Source organism: Novosphingobium sp. B-7, from assembly GCF_000410615.1.
GTDB classification, from domain to species: domain Bacteria; phylum Pseudomonadota; class Alphaproteobacteria; order Sphingomonadales; family Sphingomonadaceae; genus Novosphingobium; species Novosphingobium capsulatum.
In genome coordinates, this window is the sequence record NZ_KE148476.1 from 1 (window position 1) to 371 (window position 371).

Genomic DNA, 371 nt, shown 5'->3' on the forward strand with positions numbered 1-371 from the left:
CGCACGCCGGCGGATCGAGCGCGGGCGGCGCCAGCGCCCCCTTTGCACGCGGCACCGTGCTTGCCCTCCTGCTGGTCGGCGCAGCGCTGTTCGTGGGCCTCTTGTGGTTTCTCGGCCACGCCGCGTCGCCGGCCAACAATGGCGGCGGCCATGCCAGCGGGCGCGGGCTCAACGGCTATGCCGCGCTGGCAGCGCTGGCCCAGGAAGATGGCTACACCGTGGCGCGTACCCGCAGCGAGAGCGGGATGGAGCAGCCGGGTGTCTTGGTGCTGACCCCGCTGCCCGATGCCGATGGCAAGGCGATCGCCCGCATTGTCGACAAGCGCCGCACGATCGGCCCCACCGTGATCATCACGCCCAAGTGGCAGGGG

The 371-nt window shown here is 72.0% G+C and carries 1 pseudogene; it reads left to right on the plus strand.

What is annotated here, in order from left to right:
* Nucleotides 1–371: pseudogene (locus H926_RS33785) on the plus strand (DUF4350 domain-containing protein); the annotation flags it as partial.